The organism is Dietzia sp. IBK-p2-16D (assembly GCF_057773085.1).
The window spans coordinates 470,160-489,621 of the sequence record NZ_JBYMTL010000002.1; the positions used below are offsets into that span (position 1 = coordinate 470,160).

A 19,462-nucleotide genomic window follows, 5' to 3' on the forward strand; every position below is an offset into this window, starting at 1 on the left:
TCGTGCCGGCCCGACCGGATGCGACGTGTGTCCCATTTGGCTACAACCTATTCATGGAGCGACATCCCCGGGGTGAAGCGTCCCCCGACACCGGGTCAGGGTCCGGCAAGCGCAAGGGCGCGCTCGGGACCATCAGGACCGCCGTCCCCGCGAGGATGGACCGACTGCCCTGGGCGGGAATCCACTGGAAGGTCATCGTGGGCCTGGGGACGGTGTGGATCCTCGACGGTCTCGAGGTCACGCTCATCGGTTCGCTGGCCGCGCGCCTGGTCGAACCGGGCAGTGGCCTGCCGATCACGGAGGGCCAGATCGGTCTGGCGGCGTCCATCTACATCCTCGGAGCATGCCTGGGCGCGTTGTTCTTCGGCCGCCTGACCGACAAGTGGGGCCGCAAGAAGCTCTTCATGCTCACGCTGGTCGTGTACTGCGTGGCCACGTTCGCGACGGCCTTCACGGTGGAGCCCTGGATGTTCTTCGTCTGCCGGTTCTTCACCGGGGCGGGCATCGGTGGCGAGTACGCGGCCATCAACTCCGCTGTCGACGAGTTGATCCCCGCCGCCTACCGCGGGCGCGTCGACATCCTCATCAACGGCACCTACTGGCTGGGCGCGACGTTCGGCTCGTTCTATTCGCTGTTCTTCCTCAACACCGCGATGTTCGCCGAGAACCTGGGTTGGCGCTTCGCGCTCGGGGTGGGTGCGCTCCTGGGCGTGGTGATCATCTTCGTCCGCCGACACGTCCCCGAGAGTCCGAGATGGTTGTTCATCCACGGGCGGGAGGACGAGGCCGACGAGATCGTGGAGGACATCGAGGAGCAGGTCGAGGAGGAGAAGGACGAACCGCTGGAAGAGGTCGGTCGCGAGGACCAGATCACCATCCACCAGCGGGCCAGCATCCCGTTCTCCGAGATCGCCAGGACGGCGTTCGGCACGTACCCGAAGCGGGCGGTCCTGTGCTTGGCGTTGTTCATCGGCCAGGCCTTCCTCTACAACGGCATCACCTTCAACCTGGGCACGCTCTACCAGAACTACTACGGCATCGACGCCGGCCGCGCCCCGCTGCTGTTGGCACTGTTCGCGATCGTCAACTTCCTCGGGGCACTCACCCTGGGGCCGCTGTTCGACAAGGTCGGCCGCAGGAAGATGATCTCCGGCACCTACCTCGGCTCGGCGCTGGTGACGGTGCCGCTGTACTTCGTGTTCCTCAGTGAGACCGGCGGGCTCTGGGGCTTCGTGGCGCTGCTGTCGCTGACGTTCTTCATCGCCACCGCGGGAGCCTCGGCCGCCTATCTCACGGTCTCGGAGATCTTCCCGATGGAGACCCGTGCGCTGGCGATCGCCTTCTTCTACGCGATCGGCACGGCCGTCGGCGGGATGATCGGCCCGCTGTTGTTCGGTAACTTCATCGAGAGCGGTGACCGCGGCCTGGTGGGGCTGGGCTTCCTCATCGCCGCCGGCATCATGGCGGTCGGCGGGATCGCCGAGATCTTCCTCGGCGTGGACGCGGAGGGGGAGTCGCTCGAGGACATCGCGGCACCCATGACCGCGGCGGACCCGGCCGAAGACAACAGCACCGATGACAACAGGACCGATGACCGGGGACAGGAGAGCATCGAGAGGTGACCGAGCCGCTCTTCGGCGTCGACCGCGAGCCGACCATCCTGGGCCCCGGTTCGGTGCACGTGCCCGATTGGCTGAGCCGGGAGCAGCAGGAGTTCCTCCTCCGGGCGTGCCTGGACTGGGCGGCGGTGCGCGCGCCGCGCTCGATCGTGCTGCCCGGCGGGGGCCGGATGTCGGTGCGCACGTTCAGCCTGGGGCGCCACTGGGTGCCGTACCGGTACGACGACGACGAGGTGGTCCCGCCGGTCCCGGACTGGCTGGTGCGGGCGGCGCGGAACGGGCTCGGGGCCGCGGCGGCGGTGGATCCGGCGGTCGTGGCGCCGAACGACCCGGCCGGCACACCCGACCCGGCCGGCGCACCCGATTCGGCCTACACCCCGGACACGGCACTGGTGAACCTCTACGGCCGTGGATCGACCATGGGCCTGCACCAGGACCGCGACGAGGCCAGCTCGGCGCCCGTCGTCTCACTGAGCCTGGGCGACTCGTGCACCTTCCGCTTCGGTACCCCCGAGAACCGCGGTCGCCCGTATACGGACGTCCGCCTGGAATCGGGCGACCTGGTCGTGTTCGGCGGACCCTCGAGGATGGCCTTCCACGGCGTCCCGAGGGTCTTCGACGGCACCGCCCCGGCATGGTGCCGCGAGGTGCTGGGCGCCGAACCGGGGCGGGTCAACATCACGCTGCGTGAGACCCGCCCGCCTACGCTGGGCGGATGACCTCAGGACAGAACCCGTCGACCGGCCGTAACCGGACCCTCCTCCTGGTGGCCCTGGTCGCCGCCCTGGCGGTGGTCGCCGCGGTCGTGACGGTGGTCGTCTCGTCGGCGACATACTCCCCGGGGGGCCGCACCCTGTCGCCGAAGACCCAGGTGGCGGCGGGTGCCGATCACGTCGACCCCCTCGCGGGCCTGGTGATCCGCGTCCCCGAGGGATGGCGCGCCGAGTCGGGTGAGCTGGTGTTCGGCAGCACCGCCCTGACCCCGGTCGGGGACGGGGACCCGGGGGCTCCGCCGGCTGATGGTCCGGACGGCGTCGTGCTGGCGGGCGTACTCACCGACGACCTGTTCGACACGGGTGACCCCGACAATCAACTGGCCGCGTTCTCACTGGCCAACGGGATGGGGCAGTTCCTCCTCCCGGTCCCGGGGCGGCCGGTCGAGGAGCGAAGGGAGCAGATCTCCAGCCGCGCCGGCGACGGTTGGTCCGTGTCCTTCCGGGTGCTCCCCGCCGTCCGGCAGGACCTCATCGGCCCGGAGGGTGCGCTGGTGTACTCGGCGGTCGTCGGGGAGGGCGCCCGGCGCTACTGGCTCACCTATATCGGTCTCCCGGGCGACGGCACCATGTCCTCCCCCCACGCCGAGTGGGCGGACGAGATCGTCGAGCGCCTGCGGCCGTCGGAGACCTACTACGCTCCGCTCGGCCCGGGGGAATCGACCGCCGAACCGGCCTGAGGCCGGCTCAGGGCCGCATGCGCCGGAAGCCCACCACCGGGTTCCCGCCGGCCAGTCCGTCCCGCGGCGCGCACACGGCCTCGACCTGCGTGCGGGCCTGGTCCCGCACCGGCGTCCCGGGATCGAGCACCGACAGGTACTCGGAGTGCTCGGCCAGCGCGTCGACCGCCGGCTCGACGAACCCCTTCACGTCCACGTAGTGCGTCATCTCGGGCGAGGACTCGAACCACATCTGCGGGCGACCCTCCACGGCGTCCACCCCGACCGCGGCGACCAGGTCGTCGTACGCGGCCCCCACGGCCGCGCCGAACTCCATGTGGTCGCTCTGGTTGGGCATCCCCGGCCCGAACTCCTCGCCGGAGAACAGTGAGATCACGATGTCCGGGCGGTGGCGGCGGATCGAGTCGGCCACCGCGTCGCGCAGTTCGGCGTCGTTGACGATCCGACTGTCCGGGAAGCCCAGGAACTCCACCTGGTCAACACCGACGATCGCCGAGGACCGCCGCTGCTCCTCCTCGCGGATCGGCCCCGCGATCGCCGGCGCCATCCCCTCGATGCCGGCCTCGCCGCTGGAGGCCAGGACGTAGACGATGCTGCGACCCTCGGTTGTCCAGCGGGCCACCGCGGCGGACATCCCGTACTCGGGGTCGTCGGGGTGCGCCACCAGGACCAGGCCCCGGGTCCAGTCGGTGGGAAACGACTCGGGCACGGAGTGGTTCGAGGACGCCGGGGTGGCGGCCTTCTCGGGCTGGGCTGCGTTCTCTGGCCGGTCCGGGGAATCGTTCATGACCCGAGTATGGCCCTCCTCGGTGCCCGCGTGCCCGCCGTCGCCGGAACGGGCACACGTAAACTTGCCGCGAACCTCGTCGTCGTCGTCATCCCCTCATGGAGGCCCTGCCGTGTCCGCACTCTTCCCCGACTACCGCCCCTCCTGGGAGACCGACGACCACCGGCTGCTCCGCGAGCACGCGCGTGCGTTCTTCGCCAAGGAGATGACGCCCAACCAGGAGAAGTGGTCCAAGCAGAAGTTCGTGGACCGCGAGACCTGGCTGCGCACCGGCGAGGCGGGCCTGATCTGCCTCGACGTGCCCGAGGAGTTCGGCGGCCAGGGCGGCGACCCGGGCATGGAATACCTCGTCACAGAGGAGCTCGTCTACTCCGGTGACACCGCCTTCGGCATGGGCGTCGGCTCCACCATCACCCCCCACTACGTGGCGAACTACGCCACCGAGGAGCAGAAGCGCGAGTGGCTGCCGAAGATCTGCTCGGGTGAGTGGATCTCCGCGATCGCCATGACCGAGCCCGGCGCCGGGTCCGACCTGCAGGGCGTGCGCACGACCGCCAAGCGGGACGGCGATGAGTACGTCATCAACGGCTCCAAGACCTTCATCTCCAACGGTGGCTCCGCCGACTTCGTGGTGGTCGTGGCCAAGACCGACCTGGACGCCGGGCACAAGGGCATGGCCCTGTTCGCCGTGGAGGCCTCGACCCCCGGCTTCGAGCGCGGCCGCGTCCTGGAGAAGATGGGCCGCCACGGCGCCGACACCGCCGAGCTGTTCTTCAACGACATGCGTGTGCCCGCCGCCAACCTCCTCGGTGGCGAGGAGGGGCAGGGCTTCTACCAGCTCATGAACCAGCTCCCGCGCGAACGCCTGGCCATCGCGGTGGACGCGCTGGCGATGGCCGAGGCCGCCGTCGTGGAGACGCTGGAGTACACCCGCGAGCGACAGGCGTTCGGCAAGCCGGTCCTGGACTTCCAGAACACCCGCTTCGAGCTCGCGCACTGCAAGACCCAGATCATGGCCACCCGCACGTTCGTCGACCACTGCATCTCCCGCGAGATCGCCGGCGAGCTCGACGCCGTCACCGCCTCGATGGCCAAGCTCCAGGCCACCGACATGCTCGACGACGTCGCTGACCGCTGCCTGCAGCTGTTCGGCGGTTACGGCTACATGATGGAGTACCCGATCGCGCAGAAGTTCGCCGCGGCCCGCGTCATGCGCATCTACGGCGGCACCAACGAGATCATGAAGGAGGTCATCGGCCGGGCGCTGTGACGGCTCCCGCCCGGTGACCCGATTCGTGTACCGGTCCAGCGTGACCCATCACGACATCGTGGTGATCGGCGGCGGTCAGTCGGGCCTGGCCGCTGGCTTCTACCTCCGCCGCGCGGGCGCGGACTTCGAGATCCTCGACGCCTCGGACGGGCCCGGCGGCGCGTGGCCGCACACCTGGCCGTCGCTGCGGTTGTTCTCGCCCGCCGACTTCTCCTCCCTCCCGGGTCGCCGCATGCCCCGCACCGATGACGGCGCCAATCCCGATGCCGCCCACGTCGTGGATTACCTGCGCGGATACGAGGAGTACTACGACTTCCCCGTGCGGCGCGGGGTGCGGGTGGTCTCGGTGGAACGGTTCGGACCGGGGCGGGAGGGCGACGACGACGAGGGTTTCGACGACGACGAGGGTTTCCTCGTCCGGGCCGCCGACGGTCGCTCGTGGCGCGCACGGGCGGTGATCTCCGCGACCGGCACCTTCTCGCGCCCGTTCGTCCCCACCTATCCCGGAGCCACAGACTTCCGCGGCCGGCAGCTGCACAGTGCCGAGTACCGCGGCCCGGCGGGGTTCGAGGGCGAGCGCGTCGTGGTGGTGGGCGGGGCCAACTCGGGGGCGCAGATCGCGGCGGATCTCGTGCGGCCGCTCGCCGGTTCCGGCGGATCGCTCATCTGGTGCACCACCGGCCCGCCCCGCTACCTGCCCGACGATGTCGACGGCCGCGAGCTCTTCCGCGTCGCCAACGCCGCCATCCGGGGTGTCGGTGACTCCGGCGGTATCGCCGACCTGGGCGACATCGTGGCGGTTCCGCCGGTCCGCGCGGCCCGCGACGCCGGGCTCCTGGAGGCGACACCGATGTTCGAGCGGTTCACCTCCGACGGGGTGGAGTGGTCGGACGGCCGACGCGAGCCGGTCGACACGGTGGTGTGGTGCACGGGCTTCCGGCCGGAGTTGGGGCACCTGCGCGGGCTGCTGCCGCGGCGCGGTGGGCGGGTCGTCACCCGCGGAGTCGAGGTCCCGGGCGTCCCGGGACTGTTCCTGCTCGGTTACGGCGACTGGTGCGGCGCGGCGTCGGCGACCCTCATCGGGGTGGGGCAGTGGGCGAAGGCGGCGGTGACCGCGGCGCTCGCGTGAACCCGGCGGCTCACGCCAGTCGCCCGACGATCTCCATGAACTCCTCCGCGTACGCCAGGTGTGTGCGGAGTCGCCCGAGCCGCTCTGTCGTCTCGGCGTGGACCTCGGCGATGACGGCGGCGGAGGCGTCGGTGTCGGCGTCGTCGAGTGCCCGGCAGAACTCCCGCATCCGCTCCAGGCTGAACCCCAGCGGCTTCATGCGCCTGATGAGCAGGATCCGCTCGACGTCGGCCTCGGTGTAGAGCCTGAAGCCACCGGGGGAGTAGACGGACGGGCTCACCAGTCCCACCTCGTCCCAGTGCCGCAGACTGCGGATCGACAGCTCGGTGCGTTCGGCGACCTCGCCGATCTTCATGGTCTGCTCGGCCTTGTGCTGATCGCCGCCGTTTGGCCCGGTCACAACTCTCCCGTTACGGTAGCTTTCGTTCCTCACGCGACGTGAGGGTCTGACGACGACTGTAGGTGATCCGTGAGCGAGCAGTTCCCGACCGGTGTGGCGGCGTCCTTCCGCGCCGCGTTCTCCTCCCCTGCGAGCGTGCGCACCGAGGTGCTGGCCGGTCTGGTGGTCGCGCTGGCGCTGATCCCCGAGGCGATCTCCTTCTCCATCCTGGCCGGTGTCGATCCCCGGGTCGGACTGTTCGCCTCGGTGACGATGGCCGTCACCATCGCGTTCACCGGCGGCCGCCCCGCCATGATCTCCGCCGCCACGGGAGCGATCGCGCTGGTGATTGCGCCGGTCGTCGCTGACCACGGGCTCGACTACCTCATCGCCACCGTCCTCCTCGGTGGTGTCATCCAGATCCTCCTGAGTCTGCTGGGCGTGGCCAAGCTGATGCGCTTCATCCCGCGCTCGGTGATGATCGGGTTCGTCAACTCTCTGGCCATCCTCATCTTCATGGCGCAGATCCCGCACCTGGTGGGTGTGCCGTGGCTGGTCTACCCGCTGGTCGCGGTGGGCATCGGCATCATGGTCGGCTTCCCCCGCGTCACCACGGTCGTCCCGGCGCCGCTCATCGCCATCGTCGCGATCACGGCGGTCGTCCTCATGGTGGGCTGGTCCGTGCCCGACGTGTCCGAACAGGGTGAGCTCCCGACCTCCCTGCCGTCGTTGCTCTTCCCCGACGTCCCCCTCACGCTGGAGACCCTCCGGATCATCGCCCCCTACGCCTTCGCCATGGCGCTGGTCGGGCTGATGGAGTCCCTGATGACCGCCAAGCTGGTCGACGACATCACCGAGACCCACTCCGACAAGACGCGCGAGGGCTGGGGTCAGGGCGTCGCCAACCTCGTCACCGGCTTCTTCGGCGGGATGGGCGGCTGCGCGATGATCGGGCAGACGATGATCAACGTCAAGGAGTCCCGCGCCCGCACGCGACTGTCCACCCTGCTCGCCGGCGTGTTCCTGCTCGTCCTCGTCGTCGTCCTGGGTGACATCGTGGGCCTCATCCCCATGGCCGCATTGGTCGCGGTGATGGTCATGGTCTCCGTCGGCACGCTGGACTGGCATTCGATCCACCCGCGCACGCTGCGCCTCATGCCGCTGTCGGAGACGCTCGTCATGCTGGTCACCGTCGTGGCGACGGTGTGGACGAGCAACCTGGCGATCGGTGTCGTGGCGGGGGTCCTCACCGCCATGGTGATGTTCGCGCGACGCGTCGCGCGGATGACCACCGTGGAGAAGGTGGCCGAGCTGGACACCGACGACGACGGCGAGGTGGACACCCGCACCTACCGGGTCACCGGCGAACTGTTCTGGGCGTCGAGCAACGATCTGGTCTACCAGTTCGACTACGCCGGCGACCCGGAGCACGTCATCCTCGACCTCACCGGGGCCGACATCTGGGACGCCTCCACCGTCGCCACCCTCGACGCCGTGCAACAGAAGTACGCGGCCAAGGGCAAGACCCTGTCGGTGATCGGCCTAGACGGCGCCAGTCAGGAGCGGCTCGAGAAGCTGTCGGGCAACCTCGGCGGGAGTTTCTGAGCGGGCGGCGATCAGTCCCGCGCGGACCCGCGCACGTCGACGATGTCCCGGATCTGATCGAACGCCTCCGGGACGATGCTGTAGTGCGCCATCCGACCCCGCTGCTCGCGGGTCACCAGGCCGGCTTCGACGAGCTTCTTCATGTGATGACTGACCGTGGGCTGCGTGATCCCGAGGGGTTCGGTCAGCGTGCAGCCGCACACGTCGCTGCAGTTGGCTGCGGCGATCTGCGAGAGCAGGCGTAGCCGCATGGGGTCCGCCAGGGCCTTGAAGCGGGAGGCGGCGGCCTCGGCCTCGGTCTGGCCCAGGGGCCCGTTCTCGCCCGCGATGCAGCAGGCGTCGGCGGGAACGGGCGTGGTCATGTCTCCAGGTTACGCGCGGCCGGGGCCCTCGCATACATGAGTGGGCCAACCCTTGATAGTTCGAACGTCTGTACGTACAATAGAACACAAGTTCGATGCCGGGTTAGCGACGACGGAGGGGGTGGGTGGATGCAGGAGGACGCGGATCGCGCGGCCGCTGGCCCCGCCTCCCCCGCCTCCCCCGCCTCGCCCGGCTCGTCCGGCTCGTCCGCCTCGCCCGGCTCGTCCGCCTCGCCCGCCTCGTCTGGTTCCTCGAGTTCGTTGTCGGGTCTGCGGGCGGCGGCGCGTGCGGGCTGGATGGGCGAGAATCGTGCAGCGGCACGCCGGTTCGTGGCGTGTTACGAGTTGTTCCTCGAATGCCAGCGCCGGGAGGAGTCCGGGGCGGGCGCCGGTGAATGCCGACCCGGGCATGCGGTGGTCGATCCGATCGACGTCGCGACCGGGTACGTGGTCGCGGCGATGGCGATCTCGTCCCGGCGGGCCACCACCATGATCTCCTTCGCCTTCGACCTGCACACCCGGTACCCGCGATCCTGACAGCGATGGCGCAGGGGCGTCTGGACCAGCGCGCCGCCGAGGTGCTCGCCTCCCAGATGGCCACCGTCCACGTCGACGTGCTCGATTTGGTGCAGCAACAGGTCGTCGACGAGTACCTCGCCGCGATCGAGGGCGGGATCCGCCTGGGCGAGAAAGCCATCCGCAGCAACGTCGACTCCATCATCGCCGGCTACGACGCCAATGGCATCCGCCTGCGCCGCCAGGAAGCCGCCCGCACCCGCGGGGTACGCGTGAACAAAGGCATCGACGGCATGTCCACCATCTCGGCGATCCTGGCCACCGAGGAAGCCGCCGTCCTGGCCGAGGCCCTCGACCACCGCGTCGCCGACCACCGGGCCGCCGACGCCGCAGCTGCCGCCGACGCCGCCGCCAACGCCCGCGATGGCGACGGTGATGGTGAGGCCGCCGGTGAGGTCGACGACTACTCCCTCGCCGAACGCCGCGCCGACGCGTTGATGTCCCTGGTCTGCGGCGACACCGGCCCCGGCCAGCCCGGTGCCGCGGGCCAGTCCGCCATCGCGGGTGCCGGGGTGGCGCCGTTGCGGCCACGGGTCACCGTCATCGCCACCGGCAACCACGCCCGCGACGACGGCGGGGCCCGGGTGGAGTTCGCCCGCACCGGCCAGGCCGCCCTGCAGGCCCTGCTCGACATGCTCGCCACCAGCGACGGGGCCACGTTTGAGGCCGTCGATCCGCGGATCGGGGCCGCCGACGACGCCCGGGCCGCCCTGACCTACCGGCCCGGCGCCGACCTGGCCCGCCGCATCCGACTACGCGACGGCACCTGCCGCCACCCCGGCTGCGCGATCCCGGCCGAGGCCTGTGATCTGGACCATGTGGTGCCGTTCGATCACGCCGACCCCGAGCGTGGCGGGCACACCACCGAGGCCAACCTCGCCGCGATGTGCCGGCGCCACCACCGGTTCAAGACCTTCTCCGACTGGCGCTACCACCTCCACCCCGATGGCACCCTGACCGTGACCACCCCCGAGGGCTCGACCATGCTCACCCGACCCTCCGGCCCACTGGCCGACTACCGACGCGAACACGCCCACACCGAGACCCGCGCCTGGGCCCGTCAGCAACGCCGCACCCCCCACCCCGCCGGCGACGAACGGGCCGACGCCGAACCGACCTACTGGTCCCGCCGCGCCGCCCGCCACAACGCCGAACGCCACCGCACCGAACGTGCCCGCACCGCAACAGGGGACACCGCCGCCACCACCGACACCATCCCCACCCCACCGGCCGAGTCCAGCCGCTGGTGGAACCGCAACGCCCCACACGCCAGCACCATCGAACTCGGCATCCGCACCCTCCTACTCGACCACCACCGCCAACGCCTCGACGACATCATCGACCCACCACCCTTCTGACGACGCAGCCGGAAGCCGGGCAGTCGGGCCCCGCCTCCTATGCATTGACGGTCATCGATGCATCCCATACTGTCGGGGCGTGAACCTCCAGCCTTCGGCGACCGCCGGCCCTTCGACCACTGCAGATCTCGACACGCCTGTGGCGGCGAGGATGTCCCTCCTGGATCGCTACCTCGCGGTCTGGATCATCGCCGCCATGGCACTGGGGCTGCTGCTGGGCCGTGTCGTGCCGGGGATCGCCGAGGCGCTCGAGGCCGTCGAGATCGGCGGGATCTCCGTGCCGATCGCGCTGGGGCTGCTCGTGATGATGTACCCCGTCCTGGCGAAGGTCCGCTACGACGAGACCCACCGCGTCACCGGCGACCGGCGGCTTCTCGCGCTGTCTCTCACGCTGAACTGGCTCGTCGGTCCCGCGCTGATGTTCGTGCTGGCGTGGTTGATGCTGCCTGATCTCCCCGAGTACCGAACCGGGCTCATCGTGGTGGGCCTCGCGCGCTGCATCGCGATGGTGTTCATCTGGAACGACCTCGCCTGCGGAGACCGCGAGGCGGCGGCTGTCCTCGTCGCGATCAACTCGGTGTTCCAGGTGATCGCCTTCGCCGGCCTCGGGTGGTTCTACCTGCAGGTGCTACCCGGCTGGCTGGGGCTGGAGACGACCTCCGCCGAGTTCTCGGTGGCCGCGATCGCGCTCAGTGTGCTCGTGTTCCTCGGCATACCCCTGCTCGCGGGGTTCCTCACCCGCCGCTACGGGGAGAAGGCGAAGGGGCGCGAGTGGTACGAGGGGACGTTCCTGCCCAGGATCGGCCCGTGGGCTCTCTACGGCCTGCTCTTCACCATCGTCGTGCTCTTCGCCTTCCAGGGCGACGCCATCACCGACCGGCCGCTCGACGTCGCCCGCATCGCACTTCCTTTGCTCGCCTACTTCGTCCTCATGTTCACGGGCGGACTCCTGGCCGCCCGCGCGATCGGCCTCAACTACGCCAAGTCCACCGCCATTGCGTTCACGGCCGCCGGCAACAACTTCGAGTTGGCGATCGCCGTCGCGATCGGCACATGGGGCGTCGCCTCGGGGCAGGCACTGGCCGGTGTCGTCGGTCCGCTCATCGAGGTTCCGGTACTGGTCGGTTTGGTCTACGTGAGCCTGTGGGCGGGGAAGCGCCTCTTCAAGGGGGATCCGACGGTTCCGAACGCGGCGGTCCCAGACGAGTCCACCACCGCCCGAGCAGCAGGGGCCGATCACTGATGACGCGGTCCGGAACCCCCTCCCGTCCCACCGTCCTGTTCGTCTGCAAATCCAACCGTGGCAAGTCCCAGATGGCCGAGGCGCTGTTGCGCTCGCTGGCCGGGGACGGCGCGGTCGAGATCCACTCGGCGGGAACGCTCCCGGCGGTGGGGAAGGGGCCGAACGCGGAGTCGGTCGCAGCCCTCGCCGACCTGGGGGTCGACATGTCCGCGGCCACGGCCACACCCGTCGACGAGGACGTGCTGCGACGCGCCGATCGGGTGGTGATCCTGGGCACTGCGGCTCGACTCGACCCGGTCGACGGAATGCGGTCCGGAGTCGAGGTGTGGGAGACCGTCGAACCGGGTGAGCACGGCATCGACGGGGCCGAGAGGATGGCCCTCATCAGGGATGACATCGCGGCACGCGTCGCCGCGCTGTGGGCGGAGTTGGACGCCGAGCGGTAGGGCGGAAGCGGTAGGGCGGATCAGTAACCGGTGTAGCGCTCCGGCTCCTCACCGAAGGTGAACCCGCGACCGGAGATCGACTCGGGCGTGATCTCGACGAAGTTGTACTTCAGGGTCGGGATCCACGGTGAGAGGTCGAGCTCCTCCGCGCGGTTGATCTCGGTGAAACCGTCGAGCCGTCGCGCCGTCCCGCGGACGACGATCGACCACGCCTTGTCGCCCTCGATGTGGTCGACCTGGAACACGACGTCCGGGTGCACCGTGATCCCGGCCAGTTTGGTGCCCTCGGCGGTGCGGAAGTACACCTTGCCGTCGGCGGACAATGCGTAGTTGACGGGGAAGATGTCCGCGTGACCGTCGGTGACGGTGACCAGGCGACCCAGGGAGACGGTGGCCAGGAGCTGCAGGCTGTGCGCCTCGTCGAGTTCGGTGACCGGGTTGGCGTCCATGGTCTGATTCTGCCACCCCGGGACCGCCTTCGGAACCGGAGAACCGGGATCGACCGTGACCGACCTCACTCCCTATCGGCCACCTGCACACTCATCGTGTTTTCAGGTAACGAATCGGGGAAGGGTGATGCACCAACGTGGGGACCTCACTACGGTGGAAACCGACTATGAGCCCAGGAGAACGAGAAGTACCCCGTAACCCTGATTCGTCCGACGCGGTGTTCCGTGTGCCCACCGCGGCCGACGGAACCCGCATGTGGGAGATCGCTCGTGACAGCGGCGTCCTCGACCTCAACTCGTCCTATGCCTACGTGTTGTGGGGGGCGGAGTTCTCGGAGAGCTCCGTCGTGGTCGAGGTCGAAGGCCGGGTCGTCGGTTTCGTCACCGGATTCATCCGCCCGTCGGAGCCGGACACGATCTTCGTGTGGCAGGTCGGCGTGGACGCCGACCAGCGTGGCAAGGGACTGGCGGCGCGCTTGCTGCACCACCTCATGGACCGGCTGGCCGAACGTGGCGTGGTGCGCCTGCGCACCACGATCAGCCCGGACAACGAGGCCTCGCAGCGCACCTTCGGCGCCGTCGCCCGCGACCGCGGGATGACGCTGTCCGACGAGGACTACCTGAGCGCCGAGCTGCTCGGAGAAGGTCACGAGCAAGAAGACCTCTACACGATTTCCTAGACGAGGGCGCGCGGGCCGCCCGGCCCGCCACCGTCGCCCGCCTCTTCACAAATGGAGTGATCTGAAGACCATGACCGAGTCCACGCACGACACCAGCACGAACACGGACATCTTCTCCGACCGCGAGTCGGAGGTCCGTAGCTACTCGCGCAACTGGCCGGTGGTGTTCGACACCGCCAAGGGTGCGACGCTCACGACCGTCGACGGAGACGATTACCTCGACTTCTTCGGTGGCGCGGGCGCGCTGAACTACGGCCACAACGACGACGACATGAAGAGCGCCCTGCTGGACTACATCCAGCGCGACGGCGTCACCCATTCGCTCGACAAGTTCACGGTCGCCAAGCGCGCCTTCCTGGAGACCTTCACCTCGAAGATTCTCGAGCCGCGCGGGCTCGACTACAAGGTGATGTTCCCCGGGCCGACCGGCACCAACGCCGTCGAGTCGGCGCTCAAGCTGGCCCGCAAGGTCACCGGCCGCGAGGCCATCATCAACTTCACCAACTCGTTCCACGGGATGACCCTCGGGTCGCTGTCCGTGACGGGTAACTCGATGAAGCGCGCCGGCGCCGGCATCCCGCTGGTCCACGCGACGCCGATGCCGTACGACAACTACTTCGGCGGCGTCACCGAGGACTTCCAGTGGATGGAGCGAGTCCTCGTCGACTCCGGCTCCGGCATGAACCGCCCGGCGGCCGTGATCGTCGAGTGCGTCCAGGGCGAGGGCGGCATCAACGCGGCACGCGCCGAATGGCTGAAGGCCCTCGACGAGCTGTGCAAGCGCCACGAGATCCTGCTGATCGTCGACGACGTCCAGATGGGGTGCGGCCGCACCGGCGAGTTCTTCTCGTTCGAGTTCGCGGGCATCAAGCCGGACATCGTCTGTCTGTCGAAGTCGATCGGTGGCTACGGACTCCCGCTCGCGGTCACGCTGTTCAACCGTGAGCTCGACGAGTGGACCCCGGGTGAGCACAACGGCACCTTCCGCGGCAACAACATGGCGTTCATCACCGCCGACGTCGCGCTGCGCAAGTACTGGTCCGACGACTCGCTCCAGAACCGCACCTTGGAGAACGGCCGTATCCTGCGCGAGCGTTTCTCCCCGCTGATCTACAAGTACGAGGGCAAGCTCGAGCTCCGGGGCCGCGGCATGGCGTTCGGTATCGCGTTCCTCGAGACGCCGGAGTTGGCGGGACAGGTCATGGCCCGCTGCTTCGACAACAAGATGCTGGTCGAGACCGCCGGCCCGAGCGACGAGGTCGTCAAGTTCCTCGCTCCGCTCACCCTGACCGACGAAGAGCGCGACCGCGGCATCGAGATCTGCTACGAGGCCGTCGACCACGTCCTGGCACAGCAGTACGCCTGATCCCGGCCCGCGCGCCGGACACGACCACACACACCCTCGACGAGGAGGCACCGCATGATCGTTCGCACCACCGCAGAGATCACCGACACCGACCGCCACATCAAGGGCAACAACGGCAACTGGGAGTCCAAGCGCATCGTCCTGGCCGACGACCGCGTCGGGTTCTCGTTCCACGAGACCACCATCGCCGCCGGCACGACCAACGACTTCCACTACGCCAACCACATCGAAGCCGTCTGGCTGACCCGCGGCAAGGGCACCCTGCGTGACCTGACCAACGACAAGGAGTACCCGCTCGAGGCGGGCTCCATGTACCTGCTCAACGGCAACGAGAAGCACCAGGTCATCGTGGAGGAGGAGATGCAGATGCTCTGCGTCTTCAACCCCCCGGTCGTCGGCGACGAGAACCACGACGAGAACGGCATCTACCCGCTCCTGCGCCTGCAGGACGACGGCACGGTCGTTCGCGAGAAGTAGGCGCCCGGACCCGCGCCACGCCCTCCCCGGTCGATTTCGTTCAGTGCGAACGAAACCGGCCGGGGAGCGTCGCGTTCTGGGGCAAGATCTGTACCCGTGCCCAATCCTGACACCCGTCCAATCGCGATCATCGGAGCCGGCCCCTCCGGCTTGGCCGCGGCGCGGAACCTCGACCGCCAGGGCGTCGACTGGGTGGGCTTCGACCTCGCCGACGACGTCGGCGGACTGTGGAACATCGACTCCCCGCGCAGTACGGTCTACGCCTCGGCACACCTCATCTCCTCGGCCCGGACCACGGAGTTCGCCGAGTTCCCCATGCCGGCCGACACCCCCGACTACCCGGACCACCGCCGCCTGCTGGCCTATTTCCGCGACTTCGCCGATCACTTCGGCCTGCGCGACCGGTTCCGCTTCGCTACCGAAGTGGTCCGCGCGGAACCGGTGAGCGGCGAGCGCGACTCCGGGTGGCGACTGACCGTGCGCGCCACCGGCGCGGGTGGGAGAGGGGGCGACGACGACGAGGTGGGCCCCGCGCGCGAGGCTGACGCCGGGGAATTCTCGGCCCTGGTGATCGCGAACGGCACCCTCTCCGAGCCCAAGATCCCGGAATTCGCGGGGCACTTCAGTGGCGAGGTCCGCCACACCAGCCGCTACAAGTACCCCAGCGAGCTCGCGGGGAAGCGGGTCCTCGTGGTGGGCGGCGGCAACAGTGGCTGCGACATCGCGGTCGACGCGGTGCACCACGCCGCGTCCGTCGACATCAGCGTGCGGCGCGGCTACCACTTCGTGCCCAAGTACCTCTTCGGCAAGCCTGCTGACACCCTCGGGTCGGGCGGCCGACCCCTGCCGCCGCGGATCAAGCAGTTCGTCGACTCACGGGTACTCAAGGCCTTCACCGGCGACCCGACCCGGTTCGGCTTCCCGGAGCCCGACCACAAGATCTACGAGTCCCACCCCGTCGTCAACAGTCTGATCCTGCAGCACGTGGGCCACGGCGACGTCGGGGTGCGCGGCGACATCAGCCGCTTCGACGGGCGCACCGTGCATTTCGTCGATGGGACTTCCGGCGAGTACGACCTGGTCATGCTCGCCACCGGCTATGTGCTGGACTACCCGTTCATTGACCGGCGACACCTCGACTGGGCCGCGGGCGCCGCCGCCCCGGACCTGCACCTCAACATCTTCCCGTCGGCCCGCGACGACCTCGCGGTGCTCGGCATGCTCGAGGCCTCCGGCATCGGCTGGCAGGGCCGCTACGAACAGGCCGACCTCGTCGCCCGCTACCTCGCCGCGCACCGTGACGATTCACCGGCCGGGCGTGCGGCCCTCGCCGTCGTCGACTCCTCCCGGCGCGGTCCCCGCCCGGACCTCACCGGCGGCTACAGGTACCTCGGGCTGGACCGGATGGCCTACTACGTCAACAAGAGCGCGTACCGCGGCGCTGTGACCGGGCTGGTCGCGCGCATCGACGCCGCGCAGACTCAGGGGGCCGGCTCGTGAACGTCGACGACATCCGGATCGCGTTCGACTCCGGGTCCCTCACCACGCTGAAGATCGTTCTGGGGCTGATCCTGTTCGGCATCGCCATGGACACGCGGCTCTCCGACTTCCGGCTGGCGCTGCGTAAACCCAGGGCGTTCGCGGTGGCCGTGGCGGCACAGTTCGCATTGCTGCCCGCGCTGACGTTCCTGCTCACGCTGCTGCTCGGCGTGCAGGGCTCGGTCGCACTCGGCATGATCCTCGTGGCGTGCTGCCCACCCGGCAACGTCTCCAACATCCTCACCCACCGGGCGCGGGGCGACGTGGCGCTGTCGGTGTCGATGACCGCGGTGGGCAATGTCCTGGCGATCGTGATGCTGCCGCTGAACTTTGCGTTCTGGGGTCACCTGCACCCCACCGGTCGCGAGTACTTCAACGAGATCTCCGTGGCCCCGTGGGACATGCTCAGCGAGGTGCTGCTGGTCATCGCGCTGCCGTTCGCGCTGGGGCTGACCGTCTCGCACCTGCTGCCGCAGGTCGCCGCGCGCACCCACCGCGTGGTGGGGATCGCCTCGTTCGTGGCGCTCGGCGGGATCATCGTGATCGCGGTCGCCAACAACTGGGCGCTGTTCGTGGCCTACATCGGCGTGGTCGCGGTGGCGGTGTTCCTCCACGACGCGCTCGCGCTGGGCCTCGGGTACGGCATCGCGCGCGGGTTCCGGCTGGATGTGCCCGCCCGCAAGGCCATGACCTTCGAGGTGGGCATCCGCAACGCCGGGCTCGGGCTGCTGTTCGTGTTCAGCTTCTTCGACGGGCTCGGAGGGATGGCGCTCGTCGCGGCGTGGTGGGGCGTGTGGGACATCATCGCCGGGCTGGTGGTCGCGGTGATGTGGGCGCGGCACAGCAGGGCGGGCGCCACGGCACAGGAGGTAGCGGCGTGAAGATACTGGTGACGGGCGGAAGCGGATTCCTCGGCAGCGGGGTGGTGGCCGGGCTCTCCGCCGCCGGGCACCAGGTCACCAGCGGGGACCTGCGGCTGCCGGATAGCGCCGCCGCCCCGGGCGTGCAGCACATCCGACTCGACGTGACCGACGCCCACGCGGTGACCCGCGCCGTCGCGGGCCACCACGCGGTGGTGCACCTGGCCTCGGTCGTCGACCCTGACGGTATGGGGCGCGACGCCGCCTACCGGGTGGACGTCGACGGCTCCCGGCACGTCCTCGACGCCTGCATCGAGCACGGGGTCGGACGGCTCGTGGTGTCCTCCTCGGGAGCGGCCTACGGCTACCACGCCGACAACCCCGTGCCGATCACCGAGGACCACCCCGTCCGCGGCACCAGCGCGTTCGCCTACAGCCACCACAAGGCGCTCGTCGAGCACATGCTGGCCGACGCCCGCCGCGAACACCCCGAGCTCGACCAGGTCGTGTTGCGCATCGGCACGATCCTCGGCGACACCGTGGACAACCAGATCACCGACCTGTTCCACCGCCGACGATTGCTCGCCGTCCGGGGGTCGGACTCGCCGTTCGTCTTCATCTGGGACACCGACCTCGTGGCGATCATCGTGCGCGCCGTGGGCGACGGGCCGGCCGGTGTCTACAACGTCGCCGGCACGGGAACGCTCACCATCGACCAGATCGCTGCGCGGCTCGGCAAGCGCACCCTCGAGATCCCCGAGACGGTGCTCAAGGCGGTTCTCGCGGTGGGAAGCGCGCTGCGGGTCAGTCGCTACGGTCCGGAACAGACCGGTTTCCTGCGCTACCGGCCGGTGCTCGACAACAGCCGGCTCCGCGAGGTCTTCGGCTACACGCCCGAGCTCACCAGCGCCGAGGCGTTCGACCGCTGGCTCGCCGGCCACCCCGCCGCCCGCGCCTGAGCTGCCCGGCCCCGCCCCGCGCCGGGCGGTCGGGCAGGGCAGAATGTCCGGGTGTCGACCATCGTGTTCCTCCACGCCCATCCCGACGACGAAACCTCGCAGACCGCGGGGATGATGGCGCTCGCCTCCCGCGACGGGCACCGCGTGGTGACGGTGTTCGCCACCGACGGCGACCACGGCGAGCGTCCCGAGCACCTCGGACCCGACGGCGACCTGGTCGAGTACCGACGCGGGGAGGCCCGGGCGGCAGCGGCGGTACTGGGCGTGGCCCGGATCGACTGGCTGGGATACCGCGACTCGGGGATGACCGGGTGGGAACAGAACGATGACCCACTGTGCCTGCACCGCGCCGACGTCGACGACGCCGCGGCGCGGGTGGCTCGGATCCTCGACCGGGAGGACGCCGACGTCCTGGTGGGGTACGACCATCACGGCAACTACGGGCACCCCGACCACATCGCGGTGCACCGGATCGCCCGCCGTGCGGTGGAGCTGGCCGCGCGGCGCCCCCGTCTGCTCGAGGCGACGACCAACCGGGACGCCCAGCTGGCGATGCTCGACAGTCCCGAGGCGGCGGAGTTCATGCAGGCGCTGGCGTCCGGTGGGATGGACCTCGATGTGGACCGGATCCGGCAGGCGATCCTCACCGGGGACGACGGTCAACCGATCGGTGTCGCGGAGTCGGAGATCGCGTGGGCGGTCGACCTGCCCGCGGACGTGATCGACCTCAAGCGCCGCGCGATGCAGTGTCACGCCAGTCAGACCAGCGACATCGGCATGATGCTGGCCTTCCCGCCGGACATCTACGCCGTGGCGTTCGGTACGGAGCACCTCATCGAGCCCGAGGTGGGTGGGTCCGGAACGGACGCGCCGATGCGGCGCGGGTGGCCGTTCGGCTGAGCGGG

General features: G+C 69.5%; 21 protein-coding genes. 17 read left to right on the forward strand and 4 right to left on the reverse strand.

Annotated elements, in window-relative coordinates:
* Positions 1 to 155 precede the first annotated feature (155 nt).
* From AC3DE3_RS06585 to AC3DE3_RS06595, 3 genes are read left to right on the forward strand one after another with little or no spacing between them, the layout of a single operon-like run.
* Entirely contained in the window at positions 156 to 1,622 is a 1,467-nt protein-coding gene (locus AC3DE3_RS06585; RefSeq protein WP_488369632.1) for an MFS transporter, read from the forward strand.
* Entirely contained in the window at positions 1,619 to 2,338 is a 720-nt protein-coding gene (locus AC3DE3_RS06590) for an alpha-ketoglutarate-dependent dioxygenase AlkB family protein (protein WP_488369410.1), read from the forward strand. Before AC3DE3_RS06585 ends, AC3DE3_RS06590 begins: the two co-directional genes overlap by 4 nt.
* Positions 2,335 to 3,072 (forward strand): APA family fibronectin-binding glycoprotein, encoded by a 738-nt coding sequence (locus AC3DE3_RS06595; protein ID WP_260489073.1) that lies wholly within the window; start codon positions 2,335 to 2,337, stop codon positions 3,070 to 3,072. Before AC3DE3_RS06590 ends, AC3DE3_RS06595 begins: the two co-directional genes overlap by 4 nt.
* Before the next feature lie 7 nt (positions 3,073 to 3,079).
* Here the strand turns inward: AC3DE3_RS06595 and AC3DE3_RS06600 are convergent, their stop codons facing one another.
* The gene (locus tag AC3DE3_RS06600; protein ID WP_488369411.1) at positions 3,080 to 3,859 is read right to left on the reverse strand and encodes a PIG-L deacetylase family protein; all 780 of its coding nucleotides are present in this window, start codon (positions 3,857 to 3,859) and stop codon (positions 3,080 to 3,082) included.
* 112 nt (positions 3,860 to 3,971) lie between these two features.
* Here AC3DE3_RS06600 and AC3DE3_RS06605 point away from each other — a divergent pair, with 112 nt between their 5' ends.
* Both AC3DE3_RS06605 and AC3DE3_RS06610 read left to right on the forward strand, forming a co-directional pair.
* The gene (locus AC3DE3_RS06605) at positions 3,972 to 5,129 is read left to right on the forward strand and encodes an acyl-CoA dehydrogenase family protein (protein WP_260489071.1); all 1,158 of its coding nucleotides are present in this window, start codon (positions 3,972 to 3,974) and stop codon (positions 5,127 to 5,129) included.
* 40 nt (positions 5,130 to 5,169) lie between these two features.
* Positions 5,170 to 6,258, forward strand: a complete 1,089-nt coding sequence (locus AC3DE3_RS06610) for an ArsO family NAD(P)H-dependent flavin-containing monooxygenase (RefSeq protein ID WP_488369412.1) — start codon at positions 5,170 to 5,172, stop codon at positions 6,256 to 6,258.
* A gap of 10 nt (positions 6,259 to 6,268) precedes the next feature.
* On the opposite strand, the gene AC3DE3_RS06615 is transcribed toward AC3DE3_RS06610, so the two are convergent.
* A complete protein-coding gene (locus tag AC3DE3_RS06615; protein ID WP_260489205.1) occupies positions 6,269 to 6,613 on the reverse strand; it encodes a MerR family transcriptional regulator in 345 nt (114 codons plus the stop codon).
* A 114-nt stretch (positions 6,614 to 6,727) separates the two neighbouring features.
* Here AC3DE3_RS06615 and AC3DE3_RS06620 point away from each other — a divergent pair, with 114 nt between their 5' ends.
* Positions 6,728 to 8,242 (forward strand): SulP family inorganic anion transporter, encoded by a 1,515-nt coding sequence (locus AC3DE3_RS06620; RefSeq protein ID WP_488369413.1) that lies wholly within the window; start codon positions 6,728 to 6,730, stop codon positions 8,240 to 8,242.
* Between the two features lie 11 nt (positions 8,243 to 8,253).
* Here the strand turns inward: AC3DE3_RS06620 and AC3DE3_RS06625 are convergent, their stop codons facing one another.
* A complete protein-coding gene (locus AC3DE3_RS06625) occupies positions 8,254 to 8,604 on the reverse strand; it encodes an ArsR/SmtB family transcription factor (protein ID WP_260489068.1) in 351 nt (116 codons plus the stop codon).
* Between the two features lie 129 nt (positions 8,605 to 8,733).
* Between AC3DE3_RS06625 and AC3DE3_RS06630 the strand changes: the two genes are divergently transcribed.
* The 4 genes from AC3DE3_RS06630 (at position 8,734) to AC3DE3_RS06645 (ending at position 12,227) form a co-directional block, all read left to right on the forward strand.
* The gene (locus AC3DE3_RS06630) at positions 8,734 to 9,141 is read left to right on the forward strand and encodes a hypothetical protein (protein WP_488369414.1); all 408 of its coding nucleotides are present in this window, start codon (positions 8,734 to 8,736) and stop codon (positions 9,139 to 9,141) included.
* Between the two features lie 5 nt (positions 9,142 to 9,146).
* Positions 9,147 to 10,538 (forward strand): HNH endonuclease, encoded by a 1,392-nt coding sequence (locus AC3DE3_RS06635; protein WP_488369415.1) that lies wholly within the window; start codon positions 9,147 to 9,149, stop codon positions 10,536 to 10,538.
* 151 nt (positions 10,539 to 10,689) lie between these two features.
* Positions 10,690 to 11,781: an ACR3 family arsenite efflux transporter gene (arsB, locus tag AC3DE3_RS06640; protein ID WP_260489066.1), complete on the forward strand. Its 1,092-nt coding sequence runs from the start codon at positions 10,690 to 10,692 to the stop codon at positions 11,779 to 11,781.
* Entirely contained in the window at positions 11,781 to 12,227 is a 447-nt protein-coding gene (locus AC3DE3_RS06645; protein ID WP_488369416.1) for an arsenate-mycothiol transferase ArsC, read from the forward strand. The genes arsB and AC3DE3_RS06645 overlap by 1 nt, the downstream gene beginning before the upstream one ends.
* Before the next feature lie 20 nt (positions 12,228 to 12,247).
* Here AC3DE3_RS06645 and AC3DE3_RS06650 read toward each other — a convergent pair whose 3' ends face one another.
* Complete coding sequence (locus tag AC3DE3_RS06650) at positions 12,248 to 12,676, reverse strand: pyridoxamine 5'-phosphate oxidase family protein (protein WP_488369417.1); 429 nt, start codon at positions 12,674 to 12,676, stop codon at positions 12,248 to 12,250.
* A 167-nt stretch (positions 12,677 to 12,843) separates the two neighbouring features.
* On the opposite strand from AC3DE3_RS06650, the gene ectA reads away from it, so the two are divergent.
* The 7 genes from ectA to AC3DE3_RS06685 all read left to right on the forward strand — a co-directional run bounded on the left by ectA (position 12,844) and on the right by AC3DE3_RS06685 (position 19,457).
* Positions 12,844 to 13,356: a diaminobutyrate acetyltransferase gene (gene ectA, locus AC3DE3_RS06655; protein WP_260489063.1), complete on the forward strand. Its 513-nt coding sequence runs from the start codon at positions 12,844 to 12,846 to the stop codon at positions 13,354 to 13,356.
* 70 nt (positions 13,357 to 13,426) lie between these two features.
* Entirely contained in the window at positions 13,427 to 14,722 is a 1,296-nt protein-coding gene (ectB, locus tag AC3DE3_RS06660; protein WP_260489062.1) for a diaminobutyrate--2-oxoglutarate transaminase, read from the forward strand.
* Positions 14,723 to 14,776: 54 nt separating this feature from the next.
* Positions 14,777 to 15,199, forward strand: coding sequence for an ectoine synthase (locus AC3DE3_RS06665; protein ID WP_260489061.1), 423 nt, complete (start codon positions 14,777 to 14,779; stop codon positions 15,197 to 15,199).
* Positions 15,200 to 15,295: 96 nt separating this feature from the next.
* On the forward strand, positions 15,296 to 16,699 hold the full coding sequence (locus AC3DE3_RS06670) for a flavin-containing monooxygenase (RefSeq protein ID WP_260489060.1): 1,404 nt from the start codon (positions 15,296 to 15,298) through the stop codon (positions 16,697 to 16,699).
* On the forward strand, positions 16,696 to 17,619 hold the full coding sequence (locus tag AC3DE3_RS06675; RefSeq protein WP_488369418.1) for a bile acid:sodium symporter family protein: 924 nt from the start codon (positions 16,696 to 16,698) through the stop codon (positions 17,617 to 17,619). Before AC3DE3_RS06670 ends, AC3DE3_RS06675 begins: the two co-directional genes overlap by 4 nt.
* Positions 17,616 to 18,557 carry an SDR family oxidoreductase gene (locus AC3DE3_RS06680; RefSeq protein ID WP_488369419.1) on the forward strand — a complete coding sequence of 314 codons (942 nt, stop codon included), beginning with the start codon at positions 17,616 to 17,618 and terminating at the stop codon, positions 18,555 to 18,557. Before AC3DE3_RS06675 ends, AC3DE3_RS06680 begins: the two co-directional genes overlap by 4 nt.
* 51 nt (positions 18,558 to 18,608) lie before the next feature.
* Positions 18,609 to 19,457 (forward strand): PIG-L family deacetylase, encoded by an 849-nt coding sequence (locus tag AC3DE3_RS06685; protein ID WP_488369420.1) that lies wholly within the window; start codon positions 18,609 to 18,611, stop codon positions 19,455 to 19,457.
* Positions 19,458 to 19,462: the final 5 nt, after the last annotated feature.